Annotated in this window: 18 protein-coding genes; 10 read left to right on the top strand and 8 right to left on the bottom strand. The window is 73.7% G+C overall.

Features of this window, described 5'->3' with window-relative positions; genetic code table 11:
* Window positions 1-77: 77 nt before the first annotated feature.
* From ABGB06_RS02780 to ABGB06_RS02770, 3 genes are read left to right on the top strand one after another with little or no spacing between them, the layout of a single operon-like run.
* Entirely contained in the window at window positions 78-1,535 is a 1,458-nt protein-coding gene (locus ABGB06_RS02780; RefSeq protein WP_347585004.1) for a DUF234 domain-containing protein, read from the top strand.
* A gap of 50 nt (window positions 1,536-1,585) precedes the next feature.
* The gene (locus ABGB06_RS02775) at window positions 1,586-2,608 is read left to right on the top strand and encodes an SPFH domain-containing protein (RefSeq protein WP_347585003.1); all 1,023 of its coding nucleotides are present in this window, start codon (window positions 1,586-1,588) and stop codon (window positions 2,606-2,608) included.
* On the top strand, window positions 2,605-3,504 hold the full coding sequence (locus ABGB06_RS02770; RefSeq protein ID WP_347585002.1) for a hypothetical protein: 900 nt from the start codon (window positions 2,605-2,607) through the stop codon (window positions 3,502-3,504). The genes ABGB06_RS02775 and ABGB06_RS02770 overlap by 4 nt, the downstream gene beginning before the upstream one ends.
* A gap of 278 nt (window positions 3,505-3,782) precedes the next feature.
* Here ABGB06_RS02770 and ABGB06_RS02765 read toward each other — a convergent pair whose 3' ends face one another.
* Window positions 3,783-4,424, bottom strand: a complete 642-nt coding sequence (locus ABGB06_RS02765; RefSeq protein WP_347585001.1) for a YesL family protein — start codon at window positions 4,422-4,424, stop codon at window positions 3,783-3,785.
* A 37-nt stretch (window positions 4,425-4,461) separates the two neighbouring features.
* On the bottom strand, window positions 4,462-5,664 hold the full coding sequence (locus ABGB06_RS02760) for a substrate-binding domain-containing protein (protein WP_347585000.1): 1,203 nt from the start codon (window positions 5,662-5,664) through the stop codon (window positions 4,462-4,464).
* A gap of 226 nt (window positions 5,665-5,890) precedes the next feature.
* Between ABGB06_RS02760 and ABGB06_RS02755 the strand changes: the two genes are divergently transcribed.
* The 5 genes from ABGB06_RS02755 to ABGB06_RS02735 all read left to right on the top strand — a co-directional run bounded on the left by ABGB06_RS02755 (window position 5,891) and on the right by ABGB06_RS02735 (window position 12,874).
* Window positions 5,891-8,041, top strand: coding sequence for a beta-L-arabinofuranosidase domain-containing protein (locus ABGB06_RS02755; protein ID WP_347584999.1), 2,151 nt, complete (start codon window positions 5,891-5,893; stop codon window positions 8,039-8,041).
* Window positions 8,042-8,202: 161 nt separating this feature from the next.
* Window positions 8,203-9,633 carry an extracellular solute-binding protein gene (locus ABGB06_RS02750; RefSeq protein ID WP_347584998.1) on the top strand — a complete coding sequence of 477 codons (1,431 nt, stop codon included), beginning with the start codon at window positions 8,203-8,205 and terminating at the stop codon, window positions 9,631-9,633.
* On the top strand, window positions 9,633-10,598 hold the full coding sequence (locus tag ABGB06_RS02745; protein ID WP_347584997.1) for a sugar ABC transporter permease: 966 nt from the start codon (window positions 9,633-9,635) through the stop codon (window positions 10,596-10,598). Before ABGB06_RS02750 ends, ABGB06_RS02745 begins: the two co-directional genes overlap by 1 nt.
* 2 nt (window positions 10,599-10,600) lie before the next feature.
* On the top strand, window positions 10,601-11,461 hold the full coding sequence (locus ABGB06_RS02740) for a carbohydrate ABC transporter permease (protein ID WP_347584995.1): 861 nt from the start codon (window positions 10,601-10,603) through the stop codon (window positions 11,459-11,461).
* A gap of 177 nt (window positions 11,462-11,638) precedes the next feature.
* Entirely contained in the window at window positions 11,639-12,874 is a 1,236-nt protein-coding gene (locus ABGB06_RS02735; RefSeq protein ID WP_347584994.1) for a lactonase family protein, read from the top strand.
* A 109-nt stretch (window positions 12,875-12,983) separates the two neighbouring features.
* On the opposite strand, the gene ABGB06_RS02730 is transcribed toward ABGB06_RS02735, so the two are convergent.
* The 5 genes from ABGB06_RS02730 to ABGB06_RS02710 form a co-directional block, all read right to left on the bottom strand.
* Window positions 12,984-14,129: a ParB/RepB/Spo0J family partition protein gene (locus ABGB06_RS02730; RefSeq protein WP_347584993.1), complete on the bottom strand. Its 1,146-nt coding sequence runs from the start codon at window positions 14,127-14,129 to the stop codon at window positions 12,984-12,986.
* 305 nt (window positions 14,130-14,434) lie between these two features.
* Window positions 14,435-15,670: an ABC transporter permease gene (locus tag ABGB06_RS02725; RefSeq protein ID WP_347584992.1), complete on the bottom strand. Its 1,236-nt coding sequence runs from the start codon at window positions 15,668-15,670 to the stop codon at window positions 14,435-14,437.
* The gene (locus ABGB06_RS02720; protein ID WP_347585431.1) at window positions 15,667-16,458 is read right to left on the bottom strand and encodes an ABC transporter ATP-binding protein; all 792 of its coding nucleotides are present in this window, start codon (window positions 16,456-16,458) and stop codon (window positions 15,667-15,669) included. Before ABGB06_RS02720 ends, ABGB06_RS02725 begins: the two co-directional genes overlap by 4 nt.
* Before the next feature lie 38 nt (window positions 16,459-16,496).
* The gene (locus ABGB06_RS02715; protein ID WP_347584991.1) at window positions 16,497-17,684 is read right to left on the bottom strand and encodes a peptidoglycan-binding protein; all 1,188 of its coding nucleotides are present in this window, start codon (window positions 17,682-17,684) and stop codon (window positions 16,497-16,499) included.
* 36 nt (window positions 17,685-17,720) lie between these two features.
* A complete protein-coding gene (locus ABGB06_RS02710) occupies window positions 17,721-18,263 on the bottom strand; it encodes a hypothetical protein (RefSeq protein WP_347584990.1) in 543 nt (180 codons plus the stop codon).
* A 254-nt stretch (window positions 18,264-18,517) separates the two neighbouring features.
* On the opposite strand from ABGB06_RS02710, the gene ABGB06_RS02705 reads away from it, so the two are divergent.
* On the top strand, window positions 18,518-19,171 hold the full coding sequence (locus ABGB06_RS02705; RefSeq protein WP_347584989.1) for a response regulator transcription factor: 654 nt from the start codon (window positions 18,518-18,520) through the stop codon (window positions 19,169-19,171).
* Window positions 19,172-19,183: 12 nt separating this feature from the next.
* Window positions 19,184-20,473, top strand: coding sequence for an ATP-binding protein (locus ABGB06_RS02700; RefSeq protein WP_347584988.1), 1,290 nt, complete (start codon window positions 19,184-19,186; stop codon window positions 20,471-20,473).
* Between the two features lie 87 nt (window positions 20,474-20,560).
* Here ABGB06_RS02700 and ABGB06_RS02695 read toward each other — a convergent pair whose 3' ends face one another.
* Window positions 20,561-23,335, bottom strand: a complete 2,775-nt coding sequence (locus tag ABGB06_RS02695) for an AAA family ATPase (protein ID WP_347584987.1) — start codon at window positions 23,333-23,335, stop codon at window positions 20,561-20,563.
* Between the last annotated feature and the right edge of the window lie 128 nt (window positions 23,336-23,463).

The raw sequence follows: 23,463 nt of genomic DNA, 5'->3' as shown, positions 1-23,463 counted from the left end.
CATACTATGATTGACATGAGTATGGTGGGGTCGAGGGCGTTCTGCCGTGGAGCGCGGGAAGGCTGAGGTGACGGCCGGTGGTCGGGTTCGTGGGGCGGGCGGGCGAGCTGGCGGCGTTGGAGCGGCATCTGGGGTGGGTGCGGGACGGGCGGGGGGATCAGCGGGGGCGGGCGCTGTTGTTGCGGGGCCGGCGGCGGGTGGGGAAGTCGCGGCTGGTGGACGTCTTCTGCCAGCGGGCCGGCGTGCCGCACGTGGTGCACCAGGCCACCCGGGGCGAGGACCCGGGGCGCGAACGGGCCCGGTTCCTGGCGGAGGTGCGGCGGTCGTCGCTGCCGGACACGGCGCTGCTCGCCGGCGTCACCCGCGTCGACGACTGGGACACGGCGCTGCGCCAGCTCGCCGCCGTGCTGCCGGACGACGCGCCGAGCGTGGTGGTGCTGGACGAGCTGCCGTGGATGCTGGAGGGCGACCCCGTGCTGGAGGGCACCCTGCAGACGGTGTGGGACCGGGTGCTCAGCCGGAAGCCGGTGCTGCTGGTGTTCATCGGCAGCGACCTGGCGATGATGGAGCGGCTGTCGGCGTACGGGCGCCCGTTCCACCAGCGCGGGGTCGAGATGGTGCTGTCCCCGCTGTCGCCGCGCGAGGTGCGGGCGATGACCGGGCTGTCCGCGGCGGACGCGTTCGACGCGCATCTGATCACCGGCGGGCTGCCGCTCGTCTGCCAGGAGTGGCGGGAGGGCGAGAGCCGCGGCGCGTTCCTGGCCCGGGCGCTGGAGGATCCGACCTCGCCGCTGCTCGTCTCGGGCGAGCGGATGCTGGCCGCCGAGTTCCCGACGACGCTGCAGGCCCGGCAGGTGCTGTCGGTGGTCGGCAGCGGCGAGCGCACGTTCGGGACCATCGCGGCGGCGGCCGGCTCGGCCGGCCGGCCGCTGCCCCCGGGGTCGCTCAACCCGGCGCTGCGCACCCTGGCGGACAAGCGGCTGGTCGCCGTGGACACGCCCCTGTCGAGCCGGCCCGGCGACCGGGACCGGCGGTACCGGGTCGCGGATCCGTATCTGCGCTTCTGGCTGGCGTTCCTCGGGGACGGCATTCCCGACGTGGAACGCGGGCGGGGCCGGGTGGTGGCCGAGCGGATCGAGCGCGGCTGGGCCTCGTGGCGCGGGCGGGCCATAGAGCCGGTGGTGCGCGACGCGCTGGGCCGGTTGCTGCCGGACGAGCGGTGGCCCGAGGCGCGGGAGGTGGGCGGCTGGTGGCCGCGCACCAACAACCCCGAGGTGGACCTGGTCGGCGCGGACCGGCCGGCCCCGGCGCGCCGAATCTGCTTCGTCGGCTCGATCAAGTGGCAGGACAACGCGCCCTTCGACCGCCGGGCGCTGGCCGCGCTGGCCCGCGACGCGCTGGCGGTGCCGGGTGCCGACGGCGACACCCCGCTGGTCGCGGTCGCCCGCGGCGAGGTGACCGTGGACGGGCTGGCGGCGACGTACGGCCCGGAGGCGCTGCTGGAGGCGTGGGACCGACCCGTTTCGTCGGGTTGACGATAAGCGCCGCGCCTCGATAGTGTCGCACTGACGAAAAGGGGGATGGCGTGGCGGACATCACGAGGCGTCTGGGATGGCGGCACCTGCGATCGGCGCCGACCGCGCACGTGCGGCACCACCGGGGCGGGAAGCTGGTGCACGACGGGGCGGGAGTCAGCTTCTGGTTCCGGGCGTTGAGCGCCGCGCTGTCCGAGGTGCCGGTCGCGGACCGGGAGTTGGCGATGGGGTTCCACGCCAGGACGTCGGACTTCCAGGACGTCTCCGTGCAGGCCACCGTGACGTACCGGATCAGCGATCCCGCGGTGGCCGCCGAGCGGCTGGACTTCTCGATCGACCCGGACACGGGCGCGTGGCGCGGCGCGCCGCTGGACCAGCTGTCCACGCTGCTGACCGAGACCGCGCAGCAGCACGCGTTGGACGTGCTGGCCCGCACGCCGCTGGCGGAGGCGCTGGTGGACGGCGTGGCCGCGGTCCGGCAGCGGATCGCGGACGGGCTGGCGGCGGAGCCGCGGCTGCCGGCCACCGGGATCGAGGTGGTGGCCGTGCGGGTCGTCGCGATCCGCCCCGAGGCGGAGGTGGAGCGCGCGCTGCGCACGCCGGCCCGGGAGCGGATCCAGCAGGAGGCGGACCGGGCGACGTACGAGCGCCGCGCGGTCGCCGTGGAACGGGAACGCGCCATCGCCGAGAACGAGTTGGCGAACAAGATCGAGCTGGCCCGGCAGGAGGAGGGCCTGGTCAGGCAGCGCGGCGCCAACGCGCGGCGGAAGGCCGAGGAGGAGGCGGCCGCCGACGCGGTGCGCGTCGAGGCGCAGGCCGCCCGCACCGTGCGGACCGCGAAGGCGGACGCCGACGCGGCCCGGGAGAACGGCGCGGCGCTGGCGCAGGCGCAGACCGAATGGCTGCGGACGCACGCCGAGGTGGACCCGGCCACGCTGCACGCGATGGCGGTCCTGCGGCTGGCCGAGCAGTTGCCCCGGATCGACAGCGTCACGCTGACCCCCGACATGCTGACCGGGCTGCTCGCGCGGCTCACCCGGCAGGACCGGGCGCCCGGAGGCGACGCCGGGTGAGCCTGGCCCGACGCGCCGTGGTGGTGCACCGCACCACCGAGTACGCGGAGTTGCTCGCCCGGCACGGCACCCGCGGACAGGCCGAGTTCTTCCTGTCCTCGCGCGGCCGGTCGATCGGGGAGGTCGCCGCACGGGACGAACGGGCCCGGCGGGCGCTGGCCGAGGTGGTCGCGGCCGTGCCGGTGAGCTGGCGGCTGGCCCGGGTGGAGCGCGCGGACCTGGACCGTTTCCTGTTCGGGCCCGAGGACGTGGTGCTGGTGGTCGGCCAGGACGGGCTGGTGGCCAACGTCGCCAAGTACCTGTCGGGTCAGCCGGTGGTGGGCGTCGACGCGGAGCCGGGCCGGAATCCGGGCGTGCTGGTGCGGCACCGTGCGGCCGACACGGCGGCGGTGATCCGCGCGGCGGTGGCGCCGAGCGGGCGCGGCGTCGAGGAGTTGACGATGGTGGAGGCGGTGGCGGACGACACGCAGCGGCTCGTGGCGCTGAACGAGGTCTACGTCGGCCCGCCGGACCACCAGACGGCCCGCTACCGGGTGGCGGCCGGGCGCGGTGACGCGGCCGAGGCGCAGGCGTCCTCGGGCGTGGTGGTCGGCACCGGGACGGGCGCCACCGGGTGGCTGCGTTCGCTGTGGCAGCAGAGCCGGAGCGAACTGGCGCTGCCGGGGCCGACGGAGCCGCGGCTGCTGTGGTTCGTCCGCGAGGCCTGGCCGTCGCCGACCACCGGAACGTCGCTGGTGGCCGGGGAGTTGGCGGCGGCGCAACGCCTCGGGCTGACCGTGGAGAGCGACCGCCTGGTGGCGTTCGGGGACGGCATCGAGACGGACGCCCTGGAGCTGACGTGGGGCCAGACCGTCCGCATCGGCATCGCGGACGTCGCCCTGCGGCTCGTCGCCTGACGGCGGCAGCACAACGGGGGCGTGGCGGTCGGCGGCACGGGGGTCCGCCGACCGCCGCGCCCCGCCTTCCCGACCGGCTGGCCCACCGGTCAACGGGCCGGCCAGGGTGGCGACGCGGCGAACTGTGCGGAGGTGGGCCGCGGCGGGTGTCGCCCGGTCGGAGTGTGGACGAGCAGGTGGCCGCCACGTCATGGGAGGCGCGGATCGGCCCGCCGGGTCGCCGGCCGAGCGTGGGCCACGGGACGTGCGCCGGCGGCCGGGCGCCGGGCAAGCGGGGGTCAGTCGGTGGTGGGCCGGGGGACCGGGGACGGCCGGGTGGTGGGCGTTGGCACCCGGGACAGGGCGCGGCGGGCGAGCCAGGCGACGGTCAGGGCGGCGAGCGAGCCCAGCAGCGGGGTCACCGGGGGCGCCACGAAGGCGAGCGCCGCGCCGGCGGCCACGGTGGCCCAGGCCGCGACGGTGGGCAGCGGGTTGCCGACCGCCAGCAGCACCGCGTTGCGCAGCAGCGCCACCGGCCCGTCGTCGGTGAGGGCCAGCAGCGGGAAGGCGAACGCGGCGGCCAGCGCCGTGGCCAGGGCCGGCAGCGTGGCCGTCACCAGGACCGCGGCGCGCAGCGGGGCGCCCTCGGCCCAGGCGGCGAACGCCACGTCCACCGCGACGACGGCCGCGCCCGCCGCCAGCGCGCCGCCGACCGCGAGGCCGCGGACCGGGCGACGCCGGAACGCGTCCCGGAACGTGGCGAGCACCGGCGGGCTCTCGCCCCTCACCCAGCCGTCGGCGACCGCGAAGAGCGCCGTGGTGGCCGCCGGCAGGGTGACCAGCGGCAGGCTCGCGACTGTCCACAGCAGGCCGGCGAGCACCAGGTCGGCGAGGCGCCCGAGGCCACGGGCGAAGGCGGAGTCGGGCACGGTGTCCTGCATGGCGACCTCCCTGGGCCGGCGGGTGGGGCGCGACGGGTCAGCCGCCCGGGAACCCGGGGGCGGCCTCGGAGGAGGACCCGTGCGACGGTCCGGGCGGCGGCTGGGACGAGCCCGCCGCTCGCGGCGAAACGGTGGGCGACGGCTCGGACGACCGAGCGGCCGGTGGCCCGGCCGGCGCCCCGGACGACCCTCCGGACCGCGGCGGCCCCGCGGGAACGCCCGTGGACTCGCGGATCACGAGGCGGCACGGCAGCGTCTCGACCCCGGACGCGGGGCGGCCGTCGATGGCGGCCATGAGCCGCAGGGCGGCCGTCCGGCCCAGTTCGGACAGGTTCATGTCCACGGTGGTGAGCGGCGGGCGGCAGGCCTCCGCCATGGTCTCCCAGTTGTCGTAGCCGGCCAGGGCGACGTCGTCCGGCACCCGGCGCCCGGACTCCCGCAGCGCGTCCGCGGCGCCGCGGGCGATCTGGTCGTTGCCGCAGAACAACGCGTCGACGTCCGGATCGGCGCGGAGCGCGATGAGCGCGGCCTGCCGCCCCCACGCCTCGGTCCACTCGCCGAACTGAACGGCACCGCCGGAGAGTTCGTACCCCGCCGCGGCCAGCTCCGCGACCGCGTGCTCGGCCCGCACCGCCGCCGCCGAATGGTGGGCGGGCCCGGTGACGTGGGCTATGCGCCGCCGCCCGGTGGCCAGCAGGTGGCGCACCACGAGCCGGGCACCGCCCGCGTCGTCCGGCACCAGCGAGACGTCCCGCGGGTCGGTCGAGGGCCCGAGCGTGTAGACCGTGGGCACCGGCGCCGGGAGGTCCAACGGCGGGCGCGGGTCGGTGCGCCGGCCGGTGACGATGAGTCCGTCGATGCGGCGGTCCAGCAGCGAGCGCACGTAGTGCTGTTCGCGGATCTGGTCGCCGCGGGTGTCGCACAGGAAGACCGACAGCCGCCCGGCGCCCAGCGCGTTCTCCGCCCCGAGCAGCACCGGCAGGCTGAACCGGCCGACGCTGTCGGTGGTCACCAGGCCGACCGTGTAGCTGCGCCCGGAGAGCAGGCTGCGGGCCATCTCGTTGGGGCGGAAGCTCAGCTTGCGGGCCGCGTCCAGCACCCGCTCCCGGGTCTCCGGGCGCAGCCGTCCGCGCCCGTTGAGCGCCTTGGAGGCGGTGCCGGGCGACACTCCGGCCAGCGCCGCCACGTCGCTGATCGTGGCGGCGCGCGCGGGCGGCCTGTCCCCCGGGGACACGGTCATCGAGAAATCCTTTGCCTCAAGATCGCGACGGAGCGCGGACGCCCCGTCCGGCGACATGATGCCACGACAGGGTTATGGCCCGCGAGGTCTTGACGCATTCGGAACCCACTCCTAGCGTGCGGGTCCAGGAAAAGGGTTTCTCACAGTTTCGCACACGACTGTGCACGCGACCCTGCACACAACCCTGAACACGACTTCGCACACGAACTTCGCACCCGGGAGCCTCATGACACCCGAACCGTCCGCCGCCCGGCCGGCCGCCCCGCACTCCCCCGGGCCGGTCCGCCTCGGCGCCGACGCGCACGCCGCGCAGCGACCCGACGCGGGGGCCACCATCACCGAGGGGTTCTGGGCCGACCGGCGCCGGGTGAACGCCGAGGTGAGCATCCCGCAGGGCCCCGAGCGGCTGGAGGAGGCCGGCAACACGGAGAACCTGCGGCGCGCCGCCGACCGGGAGACCGGCGGCTTCCGGGGCCGGCACCCGTTCCAGGACACCGACGTGCACAAGTGGCTGGAGGCGGCGGCCTGGCAGCTCGGCGAGCCGGGCCTGCCCGAGGACTACGCGGCCGAGCTGCACCGTCGGATCGACGAGCTCGCCGCGCTGCTGGCCCGGGCCCAGGAGGACTCCGGCTACCTCAACAGCTTCTACCAGGTGGCCAAGCCCGAGGTGCCGCACTTCTCCGAGCTGCACTGGGGCCACGAGCTGTACACCGCTGGGCACCTGATCCAGGCCGCGGTGGCCCACCACCGCACCACCGGGCGCCGCGAACTCCTCGACGTCGCCGTCCGGTTCGCCGACCACATCGAGGAGAGCTTCGGGCCCGAGGGCTCGGGCAAGCCGGTGGACAGCGTCGACGGCCACCCGGAGATCGAGACCGCGCTCGTCGAACTCGCCAGGGAGACCGGCGAGACCCGCTACACCGAGCTGGCCCAGTACTTCGTGGACCGGCACGGCGGGGCGCTGCCCGTGCGGACCGAGCAGGGCCCGGGGCGCCCCGGCTACTACCAGGACCACGCGCCGATCCGCGAGGCGTCGTCGGTCACCGGTCACGCGGTGCGCCAGGTCTACCTGCTCGCCGGCGCCGCCGACGTCGCGACCGAGACCGGGGAGCCGGAACTGCGGGCCGCCGTCGAGCGGCTCTGGGCGGAGATGACGGCCCGCCAGACGTACCTCACCGGCGGGATCGGCGCCCACCACACCGACGAGGGCTTCGGCCAGCCCTACGAGCTGCCCAACGAGCGCGCCTACTGCGAGACCTGCGCCGCCATCGCCTCGGTGCAGTTCAGCTGGCGGATGGCGCTGCTCACCGGCGAGTCCCGGTACTCCGACCTGATCGAACGCACCCTCTACAACGGCGTGCTGTGCGGCGTTTCGCTGAGCGGCGACCGCTACCTCTACGACAATCCGCTGCACGTCAGGGACGGCCACGCCGACCAGGAGGGCGAACGCGCCCCCCGGGTGCCGTGGTTCCACTGCGCCTGCTGCCCGCCGAACCTGATGCGGCTGCTCGCCTCGCTGCCGCACTACCTGGCCGCCACCTCGGCGGACGGCGGCACCCTGCACCTGCACCAGTACGCGTCCGGCACCGTCTCGGCCGAGGTGGCCGGCGCGCCCGTCGAGGTGCGGGTGACCACCGAGTACCCGCAGAAGGGCCGCATCGAGCTGACCGTGGACCGCTCCGGGCCCGAGCCGTGGACCCTGGCGCTGCGGGTGCCGCACTGGGCCGTGGACCGCTGGTCCGTGTGGCTGCCGGAGGCGGACGCCCCGTACACCTACGAGGACGGCTGGCTGCGCCTGCACCGGACCTGGCAGGAGGGCGAGAGCATGCTGCTGCTGCTCGACACGAAGCCCCGCTTCACCCTGGCCGATCCGCGGGTGGACGCGGCGCGCGGCTGCGCCGCCATCGAACGCGGGCCGCTGGTCTACTGCGTCGAGAACCTCGACCAGCCGGACCTCGGCGACGGGTTCGGGCTGGACGATCTGGTCGTCGACACCGGATCGACGCTCACCGACTCCGCCCGGCCCGATCTCCTCGACGGCGTCACCGTGGTGCACGCCAGGGCCCGCGTCCGGCCCCGGCCGGCGGCCCCGGACGACGGCACGACGTGGTGGCCCTACCGCCGCGCCACCGCCGACACCCCGACCCCGACCCCTGCCGAGGAACCGGCGCAGGAGCCGGAGCGGCCGGCGGGCGAGCGGGTCACCCTCACCGCGATCCCGTACTACGCCTGGGCCAACCGGGGGATCAGCAGCATGCGGGTGTGGCTGCCCGCCGAACGGTTGGCGCCGGAACCGTCCGAACCGTCGGCGTTCCCGACGCTGCCGACCCTGCCCGAGTTCCCCGAACCGCCGACGTCCCGGCCGCGCCAGGAGTAACCCCGCCCGCCGACCGGGCCGCCCGATGTCCGGGCGGCCCGGTGCCCGGCCCGTTCCGCGCCCCCGTTCCGCGTCCCTCGCCCCCGTCCGCCCGCCGACCCCACGCCGCGCCCGCGGCCGCGCTCGCCGCTCCCCCGCCGCCCGCACCGCCGGAGGCTCCCGTGTCCCCACCCCCGTCCCCGCACGCCCCCGTCCCCGTGAGGTCCCGGGCCGCGCCCTCCCGCCGCTCGCTGCTGCGCGGCGTGGGCGGCCTCGGCGGCGCGGCGCTCGTCGCGCCGCTGGCGTCCTGCGGTTTCCTGCCCGCCGACCGCTCCGACCGGCTGTCGTTCCTCTTCTGGGGCAGCGCCCAGGAGGAGGCCGGGGTGACGGCGGTCAGCGAGCACTTCTCCACCCGGTCAGGACACCTCACGGTGGACCCCCAGCTGGTCAACTACACGACGTACGAGGCCAAGCTGAACACGCTGGTGGCGGCCCGTCAGGAGCCGGACATCTCCTATCTGACGATGGGCACCTCGATGCGGCTCGGCGAGGGCGGCCTGCTGGTCAACATGCTCGACTACCGCGACCGGTTCCCCGAACTCGACGACTTCCTGCCCGAGACCATCCACTACTGGGACGACACGGGCGCGGTGTTCCAGACCGCCATCGAGATCCACGGCATCTGGTACAACACCCAGCTGTTCGAGCAGGCCGGCGCCCCGACGCCGCCGACCCGCGTCGCGGACGCCTGGCACTGGGACGACTTCGTCGCCACCGCCGAGCGGGTCACCTTCGACGCCGAGGGCCGCCGCCCCGGCGAGTCGGGCTTCGACAGCGCGCGGGTGGTGCAGTACGGCACCGCCCCGCCGACCAACCCGAGCCAGACGCTGTACGCGCTGCTCCGCAGCAACGGCGCCGACCTGTTCAGCGAGGACGGCACCCGCTGCGTCATCGACTCGGCCGCCGCGGTCGACGTCGTCACGGCGGTGTCCGACCTGATCTACGAGCACCGGGTGGCGCCCAACCCCGCGCAGCTGCTGTCGTTCAACTCGGGCCTGGCGCTGATGCTCCAGTCCGGCAAGCTGGCGATGTCGATCGACGGCTACTGGAACCTCCTCGACCTGGCCGCCACCGACTTCCCCTACGGCATCGGCGTGATGCCGCGCTTCGGGGACGAGGCGCTGACCACCGTCACCTCGGGCGCCACCTGCGTCTTCCAGCGCAGCCGCTTCCCCGAACAGGCCGTGGAGTTCTACCTCCAGATGGCCGACCCGGAGCGCTGCCCGCTCTACGAGCAGGGCCTGTGGATGCCGCTGCAGCGCCGCTTCTACACCGACCCCGAGCTGCTGGCCAGCTGGACCGACACCGACATCCACCCGCCGAACTTCGCCGACAGCATGGTCGACCCGCTGCTCAACCACTCGGTGCAGGAGCCCACCTACCGGATCCGGGAGAGCTCCCTGGTCTTCAACCGGCTCATCCCCGGCCTCGACGCGGTCTGGCTCGGCAACGTGCGCGGCCGGGCGGAGATAGCCAGCCATCTGAAGGGCGTCGCCGAACGCATCACGTCCTTCATGTCCGGCGTGTACCCCGACGTGCGGAGGGACGCCTGATGGCCACGACCACCCGCACCCCGCCCGCGACCGCCCCGCGCCCGTCCACCCCGCCCGGGGGCCGCCGCGCGGTGGGCGGGCTGACCCGGATGGAGCAGCGCTGGGGCATGCTGCTGGCGCTGCCCGTGGTGCTCGGCTTCCTCGCCTTCACCGTCGGCCCGATGGTCGCCTCCTTCGTCATCAGCCTCACCGACTGGACGATCGGCGGCCGGACGGAATGGGTCGGCCTCGACAACTACCGGACGATGTTCGGCGACGACGACCTGTTCTGGAAGTCGCTGCGGGTCACCCTCTACTACACGCTGCTCGCCGTGCCGCTCGGCCTCGCCTTCGGCTTCGCCGTCGCGCTGCTGCTCAACCGCGAGGTGCGCGGGCGCGGCCTGTTCCGGGTGCTGTACTACCTGCCGGTGCTGGTGCCCAGCGTCGCCAGCGCGGTGCTCTGGATGTGGATCTACAACCCGGACTTCGGCCTGCTCAACCAGGTGCTGCGGAGCGCCGGGCTGCCCACCTCGCAGTGGATCTACGACTCGACGACCGCCGTGCCCTCGCTGGCCGTCATGTCGGCCTGGGGCTTCGGCAACGCCGCGGTGATCTTCCTCGCCGGGCTCCAGGGCGTGCCGCGCCACCTGTACGAGGCGATCGAGGTGGACGGCGGCGGGCCGTGGGCGAAGTTCCGCTACGTCACCGTCCCGATGATGACGCCGACCATCTTCTACAACCTGGTGATGGGCCTGATCGCCACCTTCCAGGTGTTCAACGAGGCGTACGTGATGACCCAGGGCGGTCCCGACAACGCCACGCTCTTCTACAACTTCTACCTCTACCGCACGGCCTTCGCCGAGGGCCGCCTCGGCTACGCCAGCGCGCTCGCCTGGGTGCTCTTCCTGCTGGTCGTGATCGCGACGTCGCTGGTGTTCCGCTCGGCCCGGCGCTGGGTCTACTACGAGGCCGGGGAGGCACGGTGACCGTGACCGCCGTTCGAACCACGCGACGTCCGCTCGCCGACCGGCTGCGCCGCGTCGTGCTCTACGCGGTGCTGTGCGCCGGCGCGTTCGTGACGCTTTTCCCGTTCCTCTGGCTGGTGCGCAGCTCGCTCATGGGCGACGGGCAGATCTTCCGTTCGCCGCCCGAGTGGGTGCCCAACCCCTTCCACTGGGACAACTACTCGGGCGCGCTGACCGCCCGCCCGTTCGGCCGGTACTTCCTCAACACCCTGGCCATCGAGGCGGTGGTGGTGCCGGGCGTGCTGCTGGTCGGCGCGCTCTCCGCGTTCACCTTCGCCCGGCTCCGCTGGCGCGGCCGGAACGTCGTGTTCGCGGTGCTGCTCAGCGGGCTGATGCTGCCCTACGCGGTGACGCTGGTGCCGACGTTCATCGGCTGGCAGAAGGTGGGCCTGGTCGGCACCTACGTCCCGCTCACCCTGCCGGCCTGGTTCGGCGCCGGGCAGATCGGCCTCATCTTCCTGATGCGGCAGTTCTTCCTGACCATCCCGCGGGAGCTGGACGACGCGGCGTACGTGGACGGCGCCACGCCGCTCACCGTCTTCTGGCGCATCGTGCTGCCGCTGTCCAAGCCGGTGCTGATCGTGGTCGGCGTCTTCACCTTCATCGCCGTGTGGAACGACTTCCTCAACCCGCTGATCTACCTGGCCGACGACAACCGCTACACGCTGGCGCTCGGCCTCGCCGCATTCCAGGGCGTCTACACGGCGCAGTGGGGCTATCTGATGGCCGCGTCGACGGTGGTGATCGCGCCGATCATCGCGGTCTTCTTCCTGGCCCAGCGGCAGATCCTGGAGGGCATCACGCTCACCGGACTCAAGGGCTGACGGGCGGACGGGCCGCGGCGCGAGTGCCCCGGAACCAGGTCCGAACCGGGGCCGGACCGAGTCCGGAAACGAGGCCGGGACCGAGTTCGGAGCGGAGGCCCTCTGTCGCGTGGGGGCGTGGGCGGGGATCCTGTAGGGCGATCTCCGTACCACTCCCCCCACGCATGGAGACAGCAGATGACAGCAACACCGAACGCACCGGAAACACCAGCAACACCAGCGACCCCGGCGGGGCCCTCGCGCCGCGCGGTGCTCGCCCTCCTCGGGGCGGGCGCCGTCGCCGTTCCGCTGGCCTGGACCAGCGCGAACGCCGCCGCCGAACCAGGCCCACTCGCCGCCGGCCCGTTCCGCGTCTACCTCGGCGCCTACACCGGCGGTTCGGCCGACCGGGGCGTCGGGGTGGCGACCGCCGACGACGCCACCGGAACGCTCACGCTCGACGCCGTCACCCCCACCGTCGACCCGTCGTTCCTCGCGCTGTTCGGCGCCTCGGGCGCGGCCCCGGTGCTGTACGCCGTCAACGAGGGCGGCGCCAACCGGGTCTCGGCGTTCGCGCTGGACCAGGCCGGCGGCGTCTCGGCGTCGCTCGGCGAGAGCCCGAGCGGCGGCGAGGCCCCCTGCCATCTCGCCGTGCACCCGGCGGGCGGCCACCTTTTCATCGCCAACTACAACTCGGGCACCGTGGCGGTCGTCGCGCTCGGTGCGGACGGCGCGCCCACCGGCCTCGTGCAGGAGATACAGCACACCGGCTCGGGGCCGAACCCCGGCCGGCAGGAGGGTCCGCACGCCCACATGGTGCTGCTCGACCCCTCGGGCGACCGGCTCTTCGTGTGCGACCTGGGCACCGACTCGGTGTTCGTCTACGCCTTCGACGCCGCCCAGGGCCGGCTGACCCAGGAGCACGAGGTGAAGCTGAGCCCGGGGTCCGGGCCCCGGCACATGGCCCTCCACCCCGACGGCACCGCCGCCTACGTGCTCGGCGAGCTCGACTCGACCCTCACGCCCTGCGCCTACGACGCGGGTTCCGGCGCCCTCACCCCGGGGACCCCCGTCCCGACCCTGCCCGACGGCACGTCCACCGAGGGCAAGCTCGCCGCCGAGGTGCTGGTGTCGTCGGACGGCCGGTTCGTGTACTGCAGCAACCGGGGCGACGACAGCGTGGCGATCTTCGCCGTCGCGGACGGCGATCCCACCAGCGTCCAGCTCGTCGGCCACCACCCGTGCGGCGGCAGCTGGCCGCGGCACATCAGCCTCGACCCCGAGGAGCGCTGGCTGTACGTCGCCAACCAGTACTCCGGCAACGTCACGGTGCTCGCCCGGGACGCGGACAGCGGCGAACTGACCGACACCGGGCAGACGCTCGCCTACCCGCAGGTGGTGTGCGTGCTGCCGGCTCCCGCCCCGGCGGGCTAGGTCCAGGGGCCCAGGCCCCTGAGGGCCGCCGGCCCGGCATGGCGAAGGCCCGGACCCCGGGCGGGCGCTGACGGACGCGTCCGCCCGGGGTCCGGGCCGTGTCGCCTGGTCAGCCGGGCACGGACACCCCGGCGGGCCGGGTCCGCTCCGCGGCCGGCGGGCCCGCGGGCCGCGGGATCCCTGGGGGCACCTCCCGGACAGAGTCTGGGGGAGGCGCGGGCACCGCGGGCGCCGGAAGCGCCGGCGGCGGGACCGCGGGCCGCGGCACCGCCGGCCGTGGCACCGGACCGTCCTCGTCGGTCCGGCTCTCCAGCCGCGCCGCGAACTCCGCCCATATCTCCGCGTGGTCACGGGCCAGTTGGGCGACGGCGCCGAACCAGTGCGGGGGGACGTTCTCGATGATGTCCTCCCAGCTCGCGGACTCGAGCGTGTGCACGTTGAGCAGCCGCAGCAGGGCGCGCCCGCTCTCCCGGAGCCGAACCGCCGGGTCGGCCTTGAGTCTGGCCACCACCTCGGCGCGGTCCCTCGGGGACCGGTTGAGCGCTCCCGGGTTCAGCGGGCTCCGGCAGTCCGCGCGCCGCCCGTTGACCGAGCGTTGGCGGGGCACGACGTCCTCGCCGCGACTCAGCCGGTTCCGGACGTCGCGGACCGTCTCCGGCGAGATGCCCGCCGCGCGGGCGACCTGACGGAGCGAGAGCTCCGGGTTCTTGGTCATCATCTCGCCGGCGAGCCGCCGCCCGGCGGCACCGTCGATGGGACGGATCCGGCCGTCCTGGCCGATCCGCGAATGGGCCAACACCGCGCCGCCGTGGACCTGTTTGCGCACCTCGGCGGCCGTGCCCGCGGCGAGGCCCGTCACCGAGGCGACCATCCGGTCGGACCACTGTGGGTGGGTGGTCATGATGCGCTGCGCCGCCTGCTTGCGTTCGGCAAGCGTGAGCGGGAGCCCGTGGGCGATGTTGGCCTGCACGGCGATGACGAAGGCGTCCGCCTCGTCGCCGTCGAAGAACCGCGTGGCGATCGTGCTGTCGCCGCGCAGAATGGCCGCCTTGAGGCGGTGCATGCCGTCGATGACGCGCATTGTTGAGCGATGAACAATAATGGGCGGAAGCTCGGAGACCGCCGAGGCCAGAGCTTCGATGTGCTCCGGACTCTCTCCGAAAATCCGCGGTGAATCCCCGTATGCCAATGAGTTGATTTGGACGTGAACTACCGGCTCTTGGTCGTACTCCCCTTGCCGGACCCCTGTAACCACATCAGACTCCTCAGGATCTGATTCCGGCCTTAGGGGCAGACCACCAGGGCGAAGTGCGCAAAAGAAAACCAAAGCACGCGTGTGCGTACTTTGTTGATCTCACGTCTGAGACGTCTGATTCCCCGTGCCCCGATCGCCTGCCCTTACCTAGACCTTACAAGGGTCCTTGCTCAGAGTTACCCCTAGATGCCCCCTAAACCCCTAGCGAGGAGCCCCTATCCAAGGGGCACACGGCCTCTCACCTGGAGTGAAGGCGCGGGCCGGGGGAGCCCGACCCGCGCCTCACGCCCCTATCGTGAGCCATGTCACACCGAGCGCAGCGCCTCGGTCGGCGAAAGCCGGGAGGCCCGGACGGCGGGAAGGAGACCGGCCAGCGCACCGATGAGAATGGCGGCGGCAATTCCGCCCACCCAGGCCTCCACCGGCACGATCACCGTCCACCCCTGCGAGGAGGCGTAGACGACGGTGGCGACCGCTCCGGCGAGGACGCCGACCACGCCGCCGATCAGCGACAGCATGATCGCCTCGGACAGGAACTGCATGCGGATCTGGCCCTTGGTGGCGCCGAGCGCACGCCGCAGGCCGATCTCCGAACGCCGTTCCAGCACCGAGATGATCATGATGTTGGCCACCCCGACCGCGCCCACGACCAGGGCCACCACGCCCAGGCCGAGGAAGAGGGTGTTGAACGCGCCCTCCGCCGCGGCGCGCGCGGTGAGCGCGTCGGACGGCTGGCTCACGTCCACCTCGTTGGCCGCCTCGGGGTTCGCGGTCTGGCCGAGGACCTCCTGGACCTCGCCCACGTGGTCCTGGTTCGCCCGGACGTAGACCGTGCTGGGCGGTCCCGGCACCGGCTCGCCGTTGACCAGGTCGGTGTACCCGAGGAACTCGTCGGCGGCGGCGTACCCGATCAGCGCGCTGCTGTCGATGTCCGACGCGAGCTCCGCGGGCGCCAGGATGCCGGCGACGTAGAACCACTGCTCGCCCAGCCACACCCGCTGGCCCGGATAGACCCGGTCGATGCCCATCCGCTCGGCGGCGGTCGCGCCGAGCACGGTGACCGGCTGTTCGGAGGTGGCGCTGTTCAGCCAGCTGCCCTCGGCCACCTCGGTGGCCACCACCGGCAGCAGGTTCAGGCTGGCCGCCTGCACCTTGAGCGCGCCGGTGTTGACCTCGGGGATCAGCGGGCTGCGGTAGACGTTCGCCCCGGCGACCTCGCCGACGTGGGCGACCTCCTCGACGTCGCCCAGCAGGCCGATCCGGTCCGGCGCCTCCTGCGGAAGCTGAGCCTCCTCGCCGGTGTAGGTCTGGCCCTTGCTGGCCGTCAGCAGGTTGGTGCCGAGCCGGTCGATCTCCGCCAGCAGTCCCGCCTGGGACGACGACGACAGGCCCAGCACCGCGACGATGGCGGCGACGCCGATGGCGATGCCGAGCGCCGAGAGCGAGGCGCGCAGCTTCCGGGACCGGATGCCGACGCTGGCCAGGCGCGCCTGGTCGCCGAACGACAGGCGGGCGGGGGCCGTGGTGGCCTGGACGCTCATGAGCCCCCCTCCTTCGATCCTTCTGAGCCGTGCGCGCCGTTCGCGCCGGCGCCGTTCGCGCTGCCACCACCGTCGTTCTGGCCGCTGTCCGAGAGGATCAGCCCGTCCAGCACGTGCACCTGACGGGGCAGCCGATTGGCCAGGCCGTTGTCGTGGGTGATCACGAGGATGGTGGCCCCGTCGGCGTTCAGCTCGTGCAGCAGCTCCACGATGGACGCGCCGGTCGCGCTGTCGAGGTTGCCCGTCGGCTCGTCCGCGAGGACGATCGCGGGGCGCCCGACGAGCGCCCTGGCGATCGCGACGCGCTGCCGCTCGCCGCCGGACATCTTGCCGGGCCGGAAGTTCGTCCGGTGGCCGAGGCCGACCCGCTCCAGCGCCCGCGCGGCGCGCTCCCGGCGCTCGGTGATGTCGACGCCGGCGTAGAGCAGGCCGTCCGCGACGTTGTCGAGCGCCGTCGAGTACTCGTGCAGGAAGAACTGCTGGAAGACGAAGCCGATGCTGCGGGCCCGGAGCGCCGCGAGCCGGCGGTCGTCCAGCCCTGCGACGTCCACGCCGCCGATCCGGACGATGCCGTCGCTCGGCCGCTCCAGCGTCCCCATGACGTGCAGCAGGGTGGTCTTGCCCGAGCCCGAGGGCCCGACGATGGCGACCAACTCCCCCTTGCGCACGGTGAAGCTCACCCCGCGCAGGGCGGAGACGGGCGGGTCCTCACCGTAGGTCTTGGTGACGGCCGCGAGCTCCAGGACCGGCGGGGCGCCGCCGTCGCCTCCCGGCGCGGCGTCGTCCATGCCGGCTCCCGGCAGCTCGCGGGTGGACGAGATCACGCTCATGAGGCAGGCACCGCCACCTGGTCGCCGGGCGCCAGGTCCCCGCTGACCTCGACCATGCCGCCGGCACTGTCGAAGAGGCCGAGATCGACCGGCACGGTGTGGTGCACGCCCTGGTCGTCGACCCGTTCCACGGCGTACTGGCCGCCGGCGAGTCCGATGAGGGCGGTCACCGGAACGCTCAGCGCGTTGTCCACCTCCTCCGTGGTGATCTGCACCTGGACCGGCGCCTCGTCGAGGTCCCCGGCGGTCTCCGGATCGTCGAGCGTGATGTAGACGGGCAGGCTCGCCTCGCCCTCCCCGCCGGTCGCCGCGTCACCGCCCTCCTCGGGGCTGGTGACGGCGCCGATGCTGCTGACCTCGCCGGTGGTGGAGGTCTGGTCCGGCAGGGTGACGGTGACCTGGTCGCCGACCTCGACGCCCGTCTGCAGCGCGGGGTTCAGCTCGACGACGATCTGACGGTTGGTCGTGGTGGTCTCCAGCACCGGACCGCCGCGCTGCCCCGGCGTGCCGGTCTCGGCGAGCACGCCGGTCACCCGCAGCGGTCCCGGCAGGGCGACGGCCTCGCCGAGGCGCAGGCCGCCGGTCTCCTGGGCGCCGATCTCGGCCTGGAAGGCGGTCAGCGCCTCGGCCGTCTCGGAGTCGAAGGCGTCCGAGTCGGCCGCGATCTCGCCCTCGTCGGCGTAACCGAGCTCCAGCAGCATGGCGTTGAGCTGCTGGACGTCGGCGCCCTCGGCGCCGACGGCGAGGTCCCGGTAGAACGGCGTCGCGCCGCACACCAGTGGCACCGGCGTCTCGGCCACCGTGTAGAGGGCCTGGCCGCACTCGATCACCTCGCCCTCGCCGGGCAGCGAGGTGAAGATGCCGTCGACCTGGTTGATCACCGAGTAGGGCGTGCCGTCCGACCGGGCGGCGTAGGTCAACGTGCCGCTCTCGGTGATCTGGGCGGACAACGGGCCCTGGGTGACGGTGGCCAGGGCGGTGTCCGCGGTGGTCGACTCCGCCGCCGTGTCGTCCTCGGAGAACGGGTTGGCGATGGCGAGCCCCGCGCCGGTCACGGCCACGAGCACCACCACGGCGCCGGCGACGAAGCGCCGGCGGACCTTCCGGCGGCGCTTGCCGTCCTTCTCACCGGACTCGGTCGAACCTTCCGCGCCGTCCTGCGTCTGGGCGGCGGTGTCACTCACAGAAGTGCTCATCTCAGGTGTAATCCCATCCCAGCTTTACTGACCGGTCGCGCCCGGAGCGAGGTCACGGCAGGTTTCCTCGGCCTGCTGGAACTCCGGCGAGTCCAGGTCGACGCCGGAGTCGGGCGACAGCCGGAGCATGCCGCCCTCCGGGTCGGGGAACTCGGGCACGCCGTTGTCCCGCATGCACTGCGAGTACGCGAGCATGGCCTCCTCCTGCTGGGCGTTGCCGCCCTGGCCGAGCCCCGGCGGCTTCAGGTCGGCGCACGCCTGCTCCGCGGCCTGGAACTCCGGGCTCTGCGGGTTGAGCGCCTGGCCCTGCCCGCCCTGGATCGTCAGCCGGCCGCCCTGCGGGTCGGGGAACTCGGGCACGCCGTTCTCCCGCATGCACTCCGAGTACGCGACCGCGGCCGCCTCGCGGTCGTCGGCGCTGCCTTCGCCGCTGCTGCCGTCCGAGGCCTCCGAGTCGCCGCCGCAGCCGACGAGCCCCAGCCCGAGCACCGTGAACGCGGCGAGGGCGATGACCGTCCGCTGTCGCCTCCGGCCCCCTGTCCCCCGTGCCGCCATCTGCCTGCTCATGTCTCCTGGTCCTCTCAACTCGGATCTAGGTTTGGGTGTTGTCCTGTTATCCCTTCTACGAGGTGTGCGGTCACAGCGCGGTAAGCGACGTCAAGACCCTCGCTTCACCTCTCCGGCGTCCGTCCTGGGTAGCGTGCTGCCGGGCGGTCTCCCAACGGTTTCGGAATGTGACCCGACTGCGACCCGAGGTCGGGCAGTCTGGACGTGGTACCGGACGCCGGGGGCGGCGACGAGCGGGTGGCGGAAGGAGCGCGATGCGAGTTCTGGTGGTGGAGGATCAGGTCGAGCTGGCCGAGTCGCTGGGCCGGGTGCTGCGCCGCGAGGGCATGGCGGTCGACGTGGTCCACGACGGCTCCGACGCGCTGGAGCGCACCAGCGTGGTCGACTACGACATCGTGGTGTTGGACCGGGACATCCCCGGCACCCACGGCGACGACGTGTGTCGCACGCTGGTCGCCGAGGTGCCGCAGACCCGGGTGCTGATGCTCACCGCCTCCAACACCCTCGCCGAGCGGGTCGAGGGGCTCAACCTGGGCGCGGACGACTACGTGCCCAAGCCGTTCGCCTATCCCGAACTCATCGCGCGGATCCGGGCGATCGGGCGGCGCCCGCAGACCGCGGTGCCGCCGGTGCTGGTGCACGAGGACCTGCGCCTGGACCCGTCGAAGCGGATCGCCACCCGCGGCGGCGCCCGACTGACGCTCAGCCCGAAGGAGTTCTCGTTGCTGGAGTACCTGCTCGCCGCGCAGGGCCGGGTCGTGTCGGCCGAGGAACTGCTGGAGCGGGTCTGGGACGAGGCCGCCGACCCGTTCACCACCACGGTCAAGGCGACCGTGAACCGGCTGCGTTCGAAGCTCGGCAGTCCGGGCATCATCCACACCGTGCCACGCGGCGGCTACCGCATCTGAGAGGCGGGCGCGATGACCCTCCGCATTCCCGGGCTGACCCCGGTGTTCCACCGGATCCGGGCGCGCTACCGGCCCAGCCGGGTCCGCATGCGGCTCAGCCTGCTGTACGCCGGGGCGTTCACCGGCACCGGCGCCGTCCTGCTCGCCATCCTCTACCTGCTGGTCAGCCACTCGCCGAAGACCCAGTTCAGCAGGTTCCAGCGGTCCGACGGCAACCGGTTGATCCAGGGGAGCCTCAGCGGAAACCCGTCGCCCGAGCTGTCCCCGCTGGTCACCGCCGACATGCAGGCCGCGGCGGAACACCAGCACGATCTGGAGATGGAGCATCTGCTCGTCCAGTCGGCGATCGCGCTGTGCATCATGGTGCTGATCTCGTTCGTGCTCGGCTGGCTGGTGGCCAACCGGATCCTCCGCCCGCTCCGGGTCATGACCTCCACGATCCAGCGGATCTCGGCGCGCAACCTGCACGAGCGGCTCGCCGCCCCGGGCCCGCGCGACGAGATGGTGGACCTGTCCGACACCGTGGACGGGCTGCTGGAACGGCTGGAGACGGCGCTCGCCACGCACAAGCGTTTCGTCGCCAACGCCGCGCACGAGCTCCGCACGCCGCTCACCCTGGAGCACGCGCTGATCGAGGAGACGTTGATCGACCGCACGGCCGACGTGGCGTCGTTCCGCGCGGCGAGCGAGCGGGTGCTGGAGATCTGCCGGCAGCAGGAGCGGCTGCTGGAGTCGCTGCTGACGCTGACCACCGGCGAGCGGGGCCTGGACCGCCGGGAGCCCGTCGACCTCGCGGAGATCGCCGAGGACGCGCTCGACATCGCGGAGTCCGACTTCCTGCGGCGCGACGTGCGCCGCGAGTCCACCATCCTGCCCGCGGTCACCGTGGGCGACCGGGCCCTCGTCGAGCGCCTGGTGACCAACCTGGTGGAGAACGCGCTCACCTACAACGTGCCGGACGGGTTCGTGGAGGTGAGGACCGGGACCGAGGACGGGCGCGCGGTCATCACGGTCAGCAACTCGGGCCACCAGGTTCCGGACGACCAGGTGTCCCAGCTGTTCGAGCCGTTCCACCGCCTCGACCGCCGGGCGGGCCGCGGCTGGAACCACGGCCTCGGCCTGTCCATCGTGCGGGCCATCGCCTCGGCCCACGGCGCGGCGCTCGCGGCGGAGGCTCGGCCCGGCGGCGGCCTGGCGGTGCGCGTCGCCTTCCCGGTCCCCGTCGAGCTGCGCGGCCCGCGCCCGCCGGCCGTCGCCGGCGGCGCCCGGCAGCGGCGTCCCGCGCTGGCCCGCAGGGGCTGACCGGCGCCGCCGTCCCCACCGACACGACTGAAACCACTGACGCCGCCGGCACCACTGACACTACCGTCGCGCGGGCACGACGAACGATCAGGCGGGATTCTCCTTCGACCACAGCAGTGAGTCCAGCGGCAGATCGGACCGGCCGTTTATCTTCAGCTTGCGGTAGGCGCGGGTCAGATGCTGCTCCACCGTGCTCATGGTCACGTGCAGCCGCCGCGCTATCTGACGGTTGGTGAACCCGCCGGCGGCCAGCGCGGCCACCCGCCGCTCGGCCTGGCTGAGCTCCGTGACCCCGTCGCCGGCGGCCGGCGCGGGCTGCTCGGGCGACTCCAGCTCCGGCGTCTCCGCGGCGAGCGCGCCGGCGGCACCGCATTCCGCCGCGAGCTGACGGGACCGCTGCGTCATCGCCCGCGCCGAGGCGACGTGCCCGTCGTCCCGGTAGGCCGCGGCCAGGTCGGCGAGCGCGCCGGAGAGCTCGAGCCGGTCGCCCGACCGCTCCAGCGCCTGCACCGCGGCGCCGAGCCAGCGCATCCGCTGCTCGCCCTCCACGGTCCGGCCCAGCACCCGCAGGGTGATGCCGCGGGTGCGGAACTGCTCGTGGTTCAGCCGCTTCAGCTGCTCGGTGGCCAGCGCCCTCGCCACGTCGCCGTTGCCCAGCGCGAGGTGCGCCTCGGCCAGGTCCGTCCGCCAGGGCACGAACGCCGGCATGTCCAGGCTCCAGTTGGTCATCAGGTCGCCGCAGGCCCGGAACTCGGCCAGCGCCGCCTTGGGCCGTTCGACCGCCAGGTAGTACTTGCCGCGCGCCTGGAGATAGGGCAGCGCGTGCGGGGTGTGGAACATCGCCTGCGACACCGGGGTGTCCAGGTACGTCTCCGCCTTCTCGTACCGGCCGCGGGCGGTCAGCGTCCACAGGATGATGGCCAGCGGAATTCCCACGGCCACTCCCCAGCCCTTCGGCGTGATCAACGACAGGGCCTCGTGCGCGCGTTGCTCGGCCGGCTCCAACTCGCCGCGCCGGGCGTGGATCGAGGCGCGCAGCGCCGCGTAGACGGCCGCCTCCAGCGGCGTCCAGCCGCTCGCCGGCGTCTCCAGGAACACGCAGGCGCGCTCCGCCCGGTCCAGCTCGTCGATGGTGACCAGCGTCGCGATCGCGGTCAGCGACTTCCAGGCCCGGCCTCCGACGCCGGTCTCGCCGAGCAGCTGCTCGGCCCGGAGCGTCGCCTCCCGGTGGCCGCCGCGTCGCAGCAGGCTCTCCAGCATGGCGTCGATGCGGAACGACGACGAGGCCGGCACCGGCACGCCCTCACCGCGCGGCGGGAAGGCGCGCTCCACCAGCAGCTTGCGGGCCAGCCCTGGGTAGGCGTAGCGCAGCCACCATAACGAGGTGTGCGGCTCGAACCCGGTGACCGGGGCGTGGTCCCGGGACCGCAGCGGCGTGTCCCCGAGCAGCTCCACCGCGTCGTCCACCCGGCCCAGCCACAGCATCCAGGAGAGCAGCGTGGCCGCGCTCTCCGGCGGCAGCCGGCCCTCCCGCAACGCCGCCACCAGCTCCGGCAGATGCCGCGCCGCGGTGGCCGGATCCACCTGCCACTCGGCGCGGCCGAGCTCCAGCTGCACGGCCGGCCGCTGGTCCTCGTCCGCGCATTCCTGGAGCGCCAGCCGCAGGAAGCTGATAGCCCGCGCCGGCTCCCCGTCGGCCCGCTCCTGTTCGGCCGCGTCCCGCAGCACGGCCACCGCCCACGGCGCCGGCGCCCGGTCGGCGTCGAGCAGCCGGCCGGCGACCGCCTGGGCCGGGGCGCCGTGCCCGTGCAGCACCTCCGCGGCGCGCAGGTACAGCGCCGTCCGCTCGTCGGGACGCATGCCGCTCAACACCGCGGCGGAGACCGCCGGATGTCGGAAGCCGGCGGTGTCGAGCAGCCCGGTGCCCTGCAGCGCGTCCCGGGCCAGGCCTATGGAGACGGCGTCCCGCTGCACGATCTCGCCGAGCAGCGCGCCCGACGCGCTCTCCGACAGCACCGCGACCGCCCGGGCCAGGGCCCGGGACTCCGAGTGGTAGAGGCAGGTCAGCACGGCCTGCCGGAAGGCCTCGCCGAACACCGGCCCGCCCGACGTCTGGTCACCCCGCATCAGGAAGTCCTCGCAGAGCGCCTGCACCAGCAGCGGGTTCCCGCCGCTGACCTGGTGGAACTCCGGCGCCACCCGGCGCACCGCGGCGGAGTCGAGGCGGTCGGACAGCGCGGCGGCCACGCCGTCCGAGGACAGCGGCTCCAGCCGCAGGTGCCGGGAGCCCGGCTGGCGCAACAGGTCGGCGTGCAGCACCGAGTACGGGCGGGAGGTGCGCAGGCACTCGGTCAGCACCATCAGCACCCGGCGCCGGGCCCGGCGCGCCAGGTAGACCAGGAACTGCAGGCTGGGCGCGTCCGCGTGGTGCACGTCGTCCACGCCGATGACCAGCGGGGACCGCTCCGCCACGTCGAGCAGGATCCGGCAGAGCTCGCTCAGCACCGGGGGCGGCACGTGCGCCACCGACTCGGAGTCCTGCCCCGCGCCGTGCGCCATGGCGGCCAGCAGTCCGTACTTCAGCAGCTGTTCGGCCCGTTCGGTCTCGGCGGTGGACAGCGCCGGGCTGTGGAACAGCTGCCCGGCGGCGCTCAACGGCAGGTTGCACTCCACGCGGGACGCGGAGGCGCTGAGGAAGACGCCGCCCGCCTCCACCGCATGCTCCGCGAAGGCGTGCAACAGGCTGGTCTTGCCCGTGCCCGCCGCGCCCTCGATCAGCACCACGGCCCCGCCGCCCCGCCGGCCGTCCGCGAAGAGCTTCCGCAGCTCCCGCAGCTCCGCCGACCGTTCCGCAAGGCTCATGCACCACACCGCCTCTCCCCCGAAGGCTCACTGGTCACCGCAACGGTCCCGCGTCCAGTGTCGCACTGTCGCACGCCGACACCCCTGGGACACCCGACGAACATATGTGGTCACGACCCATCGACGAC

This window comes from Streptomyces sp. B6B3, from assembly GCF_039871525.1.
In the GTDB taxonomy this organism is placed as follows: Bacteria; Actinomycetota; Actinomycetes; order Streptomycetales; family Streptomycetaceae; genus Streptomyces.
The sequence above is the reverse complement of the archived record's forward strand: the minus strand, read 5'-3'. Positions and strand labels throughout refer to the sequence as shown.

Excerpts from the sequence above, each read along its gene's own strand:
- ABGB06_RS02700 (WP_347584988.1), top strand. The coding sequence starts at position 19,184 with ATGACCCTCCGCATTCCCGGGCTGACCCCGGTGTTCCACCGGATCCGG.
- ABGB06_RS02760 (WP_347585000.1), bottom strand. The coding sequence starts at position 5,664 with ATGACCGTGTCCCCGGGGGACAGGCCGCCCGCGCGCGCCGCCACGATC.
- ABGB06_RS02765 (WP_347585001.1), bottom strand. The coding sequence starts at position 4,424 with ATGCAGGACACCGTGCCCGACTCCGCCTTCGCCCGTGGCCTCGGGCGC.
- ABGB06_RS02705 (WP_347584989.1), top strand. The coding sequence starts at position 18,518 with ATGCGAGTTCTGGTGGTGGAGGATCAGGTCGAGCTGGCCGAGTCGCTG.
- ABGB06_RS02710 (WP_347584990.1), bottom strand. The coding sequence starts at position 18,263 with ATGAGCAGGCAGATGGCGGCACGGGGGACAGGGGGCCGGAGGCGACAG.
- ABGB06_RS02745 (WP_347584997.1), top strand. The coding sequence starts at position 9,633 with ATGGCCACGACCACCCGCACCCCGCCCGCGACCGCCCCGCGCCCGTCC.
- ABGB06_RS02695 (WP_347584987.1), bottom strand. The coding sequence starts at position 23,335 with ATGAGCCTTGCGGAACGGTCGGCGGAGCTGCGGGAGCTGCGGAAGCTC.
- ABGB06_RS02735 (WP_347584994.1), top strand. The coding sequence starts at position 11,639 with ATGACAGCAACACCGAACGCACCGGAAACACCAGCAACACCAGCGACC.
- ABGB06_RS02720 (WP_347585431.1), bottom strand. The coding sequence starts at position 16,458 with ATGGACGACGCCGCGCCGGGAGGCGACGGCGGCGCCCCGCCGGTCCTG.
- ABGB06_RS02725 (WP_347584992.1), bottom strand. The coding sequence starts at position 15,670 with ATGAGCGTCCAGGCCACCACGGCCCCCGCCCGCCTGTCGTTCGGCGAC.
- ABGB06_RS02755 (WP_347584999.1), top strand. The coding sequence starts at position 5,891 with ATGACACCCGAACCGTCCGCCGCCCGGCCGGCCGCCCCGCACTCCCCC.